Origin of the sequence: Streptomyces echinoruber (assembly GCF_014651135.1) — a bacterium.
In the GTDB taxonomy this organism is placed as follows: domain Bacteria; phylum Actinomycetota; class Actinomycetes; order Streptomycetales; family Streptomycetaceae; genus Streptomyces; species Streptomyces echinoruber.
Genome location: NZ_BMWH01000011.1, coordinates 1 through 5,667, shown reverse-complemented (window position 1 = coordinate 5,667; position 5,667 = coordinate 1). Strand labels below are relative to the sequence as shown.

Below are 5,667 nucleotides of genomic sequence, written 5' to 3'. Positions count from 1 at the left end.
CCCGGCGCGTTCCCCCCCGCCCTTCCGCCGCGCGCTACCGGGTCTCTTCGCAGTGCACCGGGCTTCAACCCGGTGGTGAAGCGACTCTTTGGCCTGCTCCGACCTCGGCTGTGCGCGGATCCGCACTGTTCACCTCGGTCCGGGGCGGAGCGGCCTGTTCTGCTGCTCGGTGTCCTGCTGGACGATGTTGACGGGTGTCCCCGCCGACGGACCCGGCGAAGACGGAGTGCCGGTACTTCGTCACGAAAACCAAGGGGACATGCACGCGGAAGACACAGGGACGACCAGTACGGACGTTTCCGTCGATACCCGTAAACCCATTGCGTATCGTGATCAGTGTGCAGCTTAGGTACAACTTCCGCCTGTACCCGAGCGCCAGTCAGCACACAGCACTGGCGAGGGCGTTCGGGTGCGCGCGGGTGGTCTGCAACGACGCCCTCAGGGCTCGGGAGACCGCCCGCAGCGAGAGGCTGCCTTTCCCGAAGACGGGCGACTTGTCCAAGCTGCTCATCACCGAGGCGAAGAACACCCCGGAGCGGGCATGGCTCGCCGAGGTGTCGGCGGTCGTCCTCCAGCAGTCCCTCCGCGACCTGGATGCCGCGTACCGGAACTTCTTCGACGGCCTGCAGGGCAAGCGCCCGCGCAGGGGCGCCCCCGGTACAAGTCGCGGAAGGACACCCGGCAGGCGGTGCGGTTCACCGCGAACGCCCGCTGGTCGATCACGGCGGGCGGGAAGCTGCGCCTGCCGAAGATCGGCGACGTGAAGGTGAAGTGGTCCCGGACGCTGCCCTCGACACCGTCCACGGTGACGGTGGCCAAGGACAGCGCGGGCCGGTATTTCGCCTCGCTCGTGGTGGAGAGCAGCCCGTCCGAGGTGCTGCCGCAGATGACATCCGAGCTGGGCATCGATCTCGGGCTCGGGCACTTTGCCGTCCTCTCCGACGGCACGAGGATCGACAGTCCGCGTTTCCTGCGCCGGGCCGAGAAGCGCCTGAAGAAGGCGCAGCGTGCCCTCTCCCGCAAGCAGAAAGGCTCCCGCAACCGCGACAAGGCCAGGATCCATGTCGCACGGGCACACGCCCGTGTCGCGGACGCGCGCCGTGAGTTCCACCACCAGCTCTCCACAAGGCTGATCCGCGAGAACCAAGCGGTCGCTGTGGAGGACCTGGCGGTGAAGGGGCTCGCCCGCACGCGCCTGGCCAAGTCGGTCCACGACGCCGGATGGTCGGCGTTCGTGGCCAAGCTGGAGTACAAAGCCGCCCGGTACGGGCGGACCTTCATCCGGATCGGCCGGTTCGAGCCGACCTCCCAGGTGTGCTCCGTCTGTGGTGTGAAGGACGGCCCGAAGCCCCTGCACGTCCGTGTGTGGACGTGCAGGGCGTGCGGGGCGGTCCTGGACCGGGACATCAACGCGGCGGTCAACGTCGCCAAGGCGGCCGGACTGGCCGTGTCGGCCCGTGGAGCGCAGGTAAGACCGGAACGTGTTCCGGCACCGCGCGGCGAAGCGGGAACCCACCCGACACCGCAGCCTTCAACGGCGTGGTAGGCGGGAACCGCCGTCCTCCGGGGCGGCGAGGATGTCAATTCAGGCCGATCGCCGCGCAGTCCGCCGCGTACGCCGGAGTGCAGATGTCCCGCACGGTGTAGACGCCGTCCCGGACGAGCGTGTCCTTGACGGTGTCCCTGGTGACGGCGACCACGGGCACCAGGGCCGCCGGGATGTCCTTCCGGGTGGTGTTGCCGACCTTGTCGCGGGCCAGCGCGTCGAAGGCGAGGGAGCGGCCCTGCGCCTTGGCCACCGCCATCTCGGCGGCGTTGTCCGCCTCCTCCGTGAACGACTTGTACACGGTCATGTACTGCTCGCCGGCGACGATCCGCCGCACCGCCGCCAGATCCGCGTCCTGCCCGGTCACCGGCGGGATCCTGGTCGCGCCCGCCTGCTTCAGCGCCTTGACGGCGGCGCCCGCCAGACCGTCGTTGGCCGCGTAGACGGCGGCGATGTTCCCCAGGCCCACGGAGCGGATCGCCTTCTTCAGGTTCGCCTCGGCGACCTGCGGCAGCCACGCGCGCGTGTCGTACGACTTGGCGATGACCACGCTGTTCTTCAGCTGGTCGAGCGCGCCCTTCTCGAACAGGGCGCTGTTCGGGTCGGTGGGGGAGCCGTTCAGCATCACGATCCTGCTGGTGGGGGCCTTGCTGCCGAGGGCCTCCAGGAGGGCGCGGCCCTGCACCTCGCCGACGAGTTCGTTGTCGTGGGAGACGTACGCGTCGATCGGGCCCTCGGCGAGCCGGTCGTAGGCGATGACCGGGATGCCGGCCTCCCTCGCCTTCCTGACCTGCGGCGCGATGGCCCTGCCGTCCACCGCGTCCACGACGACCACGTCCACCTTCGCGTCGATCATCTGCTGCAACTGCCGGCTCTGCCGGGCCGCGCTCGCCCCGGCGTTGGCGTAGCGGACCCTGCCCCGGTGGGCGGTGAGGGACGCGATCCGCCGGGTGAAGACGGGCCGGTCGAACTTCTCGAAGCGCGTGGTGTCCCGGTCCGGCAGCAGCAGGCCCACCGTGATGTCGCCGCTTTTCGCGGGCGGCGCGGACCCGTCGGCCTCCGCGGTGTCGGTGAAGGCCCCGCACGCGGTGAGGCAGACGGCGGACACGGCGGCGCCGGCGGCCAGGGCGGCACGGCGCACGGCGGCCCCGCGGGTGGTGCGAGCGTTCACTGCAAATGCCTTTCGGGGCACGGGAGTTGCCGGATGGCGGGGACGAGTGAAGAGCCAACGCGGCCACCGCGCGGGACGTCAAGGAGGAACCACCCTTTCCCCACGGCCACTTCACAGATACCTCGCAGGAAGGGCGGGAGTTGCCTTGCGGGAGGGCAGGAGTTGCCATCGCGGGAAGGGCGGGAGTTGCCTCGCAGGAGGGGCGGGAGTGCCGTCGCGTTCCGTCCGGCTCGCGCGGGCGGAACACGGCGGGGCCGTGTCCTCCCCGGCGCGGGGAGGACACGGCCCCGGTGGCACGCGGGCGGCCGGCGTCCTCAGTGCTGGACGACCATGGTGCCGGCGACCTTGTCGTGCCAGCCCTGCTGGCGGCCGGACTTGTCCCAGAAGGGCGAGAGGTAGACGACGAGCTGGCCGATGCCGCAGACCACACTGCCCACGGCCGGGATGACCCAGCGCAGGAACGCCGACCCCAGCCCCGGCTTGGCGCCCGTGTCGGCCTTGACGACGCGGATGCCGACGGCCATCTTGCCCAGGGTCCGGCCCAGCAGACCGACCATCAGCCACTCGTACAGCAGGCCGGCGAGGCCGACGACCCCGATCACCGCACCGAACTTGGCCACGAAATCGGAGCTCACGTTGTCGATGCAGGTCTGGTAGTCGACGGCGTTCGAGTCGCAGTCCTTGGCCGCGCCGAGGGATCCCGCCACGCCGGCGACCGTGAGGACGGCGTATATGGCGCCGATGATCAGGCCGTCGATCAACCGGGCGCCGAAGCGGCGGCCCATGGAGGCCACGGTGCCCGGCCCGGCCGGCCCGCCCGGGTGGCCCGGCTGCTGCGGGTAGCTCGGGTAACCGGGCTGCTGAGGGGGGCCGTACCCGCCCTGCGGCGGCACGCCCTGCGGTGCCTGCGGAGAGCCGTACCCCGGCTGCTGGGGGTCCTGCGGCTGGCCGTAGGGGTTGTTGGGTGAGCCAAAACTCATGGCCGGTTTCCTCCGTTGCGCGAGCGTTGCACGAGTGGGAACGACGCGGACTGCACGGAGGAAGCAGGCGAGGTGAGCGGTTTGCCCCCCGACGCGCACCGCAGGATTGCGTCACTCATGGTTCTAGCCGGGCCGATCGTTTGTCCAGACCGTCGCACCAAGGTTTGTGCGGTCGCAATCCGGACGATCTTCCCGTGCCCCACGCCCCGCGCTCCGCGCCCGCGCACCCCGCCCGGAGCGGGACACGGCCGATTGGAACCCGGGCCCCGTCATCCGCGAGGATGGGGACATGACCGCCCAGATTCTCGATGGCAAGGCCACCGCAGCCGCGATCAAGTCCGATCTGACCGCCCGCGTGGCGGCGCTGAAGGAGAAGGGCGTCACGCCCGGCCTCGGCACGATCCTGGTCGGGGACGATCCCGGCAGCCGCAAGTACGTCGCCGGCAAGCACCGCGACTGCGCCGAGGTCGGCATCGCCTCCATCCAGCGCGAACTGCCCGCCACGGCCACGCAGGAGGAGATCGAGGCGGTCGTCCGCGAGCTGAACGAGGACCCTGCCTGCACCGGCTACATCGTGCAGCTCCCGCTGCCCAGGGGCATCGACGAGAACCGCATCCTGGAGCTGATGGACCCGGCCAAGGACGCGGACGGCCTGCACCCGATGAACCTGGGCCGGCTGGTCCTCAACGAGCCCGCGCCGCTCCCCTGCACCCCCAACGGCATCCTCACCCTGCTGCGCCGCTACGGCGTCGAGATCAAGGGCGCCGAGGTCGTCGTCGTCGGCCGGGGCGTGACCATCGGCCGCCCGATGCCGCTGCTGCTGACCCGGCGCAGCGAGAACGCGACGGTCACCCAGTGCCACACCGGCACCCGCGACCTGTCGGCCCACCTCAGGCGCGCCGACATCGTCATCGCCGCCGCCGGCTCCCCGCACCTGATCCGCGCCGAGGACATCAAGCCGGGCGCGGCCGTCCTGGATGTCGGGGTGTCGCGGAACGCCGAGGGCAGGATCGTCGGCGACGTCCACCCGGACGTCGCCGAGGTGGCCGGCTTCCTCTCCCCGAACCCCGGCGGCGTCGGCCCGATGACCCGGGCCCAGCTGCTCGTCAACGTGGTCGAGGCGGCGGAGCGCAGTGTCGGCTGAGACGCGGGGCGCGGAGAAGCCCGGGAAGTACGTGGCGGACGCCGGCCGGGGGGCGGCGGAGACGGACGGGCCGACGGAGACGGACGCGGCCGCCGTGGAACGGCACGCGCACGACGGCGGAGACGGCGCTGGTGACGGCGTTGGTGACGGCAGCGGGCGCGGGACGGGCACGGAGGACGGGCCGGACGAGCTGGTGGTGCGCGACCCCATCAGCGCGCCCGACGCCGAGGGCCGGCCGCGGCGGGCCACGCGCCGGTTCCCGCTGTTCACCCGGGACACGGCCCGGCCGGAGGGCGGCGGCCGGGCGGCGCCGGGCGACGCGCCCGCGCCCGCGCGGCAGTGGCCGATGCTGGCCGTGCTCGCGGTCGTCGGCCTCGGTCTGCTGCTCACCGCGCTGGACGCGTTCCGTCTCGGCACGCTGCTCGTCGGTGCCGCGCTCCTGACCGGCGCCGTCCTGCGCTGGCTCCTGCCCGGCGTCGGCATGCTCGCCGTACGCTCCCGCTTCACCGACATCGTCACCTACGGCCTGCTGGGCGGCACGATCGTCCTGCTGGCGCTGATGGCCCAGCCGAAACCGTGGCTGGAGATCCCGTTCCTCGGCGACGTCCTGCACTTCACGATCCGGCAGTAACCGCCGGCGGCAACCGGCGGCACGCCGTCCGGCGGCCGACCGTCGGGCCGCACGCCGTCGGGCCGCGCACCGTCCGGCGGCCGACCGTCGGGCCGCACGCCGTCGGGCCGCGCACCGTCCGGCGGCCGACCGTCGGGCGGCAGGAGCGCGCGGCGGCGGACCGTCCCCTCCCCCGAGCGGGGACGGGCCGCCGCC

Annotated in this window: 4 protein-coding genes and 1 pseudogene; 3 read left to right on the top strand and 2 right to left on the bottom strand. The window is 72.1% G+C overall.

Annotation, left to right across the window (positions count from 1 at the left end; all coding sequences use genetic code 11):
* Nucleotides 1-338 precede the first annotated feature (338 nt).
* Nucleotides 339-1,546, top strand: a pseudogene (locus tag IE225_RS14855) (RNA-guided endonuclease InsQ/TnpB family protein).
* Between the two features lie 34 nt (nucleotides 1,547-1,580).
* Here IE225_RS14855 and IE225_RS14850 read toward each other — a convergent pair.
* Together IE225_RS14850 and IE225_RS14845 are read right to left on the bottom strand one after the other, a co-directional pair.
* The gene (locus tag IE225_RS14850; protein ID WP_190057976.1) at nucleotides 1,581-2,717 is read right to left on the bottom strand and encodes a sugar ABC transporter substrate-binding protein; all 1,137 of its coding nucleotides are present in this window, start codon (nucleotides 2,715-2,717) and stop codon (nucleotides 1,581-1,583) included.
* A 314-nt stretch (nucleotides 2,718-3,031) separates the two neighbouring features.
* On the bottom strand, nucleotides 3,032-3,697 hold the full coding sequence (locus tag IE225_RS14845) for an RDD family protein (protein WP_190057975.1): 666 nt from the start codon (nucleotides 3,695-3,697) through the stop codon (nucleotides 3,032-3,034).
* Between the two features lie 289 nt (nucleotides 3,698-3,986).
* Here IE225_RS14845 and IE225_RS14840 point away from each other — a divergent pair, with 289 nt between their 5' ends.
* Together IE225_RS14840 and IE225_RS14835 are read left to right on the top strand one after the other, a co-directional pair.
* Nucleotides 3,987-4,841 (top strand): bifunctional methylenetetrahydrofolate dehydrogenase/methenyltetrahydrofolate cyclohydrolase, encoded by an 855-nt coding sequence (locus tag IE225_RS14840; RefSeq protein WP_190057974.1) that lies wholly within the window; start codon nucleotides 3,987-3,989, stop codon nucleotides 4,839-4,841.
* A gap of 190 nt (nucleotides 4,842-5,031) precedes the next feature.
* Nucleotides 5,032-5,472 carry a DUF3017 domain-containing protein gene (locus tag IE225_RS14835; RefSeq protein WP_308432499.1) on the top strand — a complete coding sequence of 147 codons (441 nt, stop codon included), beginning with the start codon at nucleotides 5,032-5,034 and terminating at the stop codon, nucleotides 5,470-5,472.
* The last annotated feature ends 195 nt before the right edge of the window (nucleotides 5,473-5,667 follow it).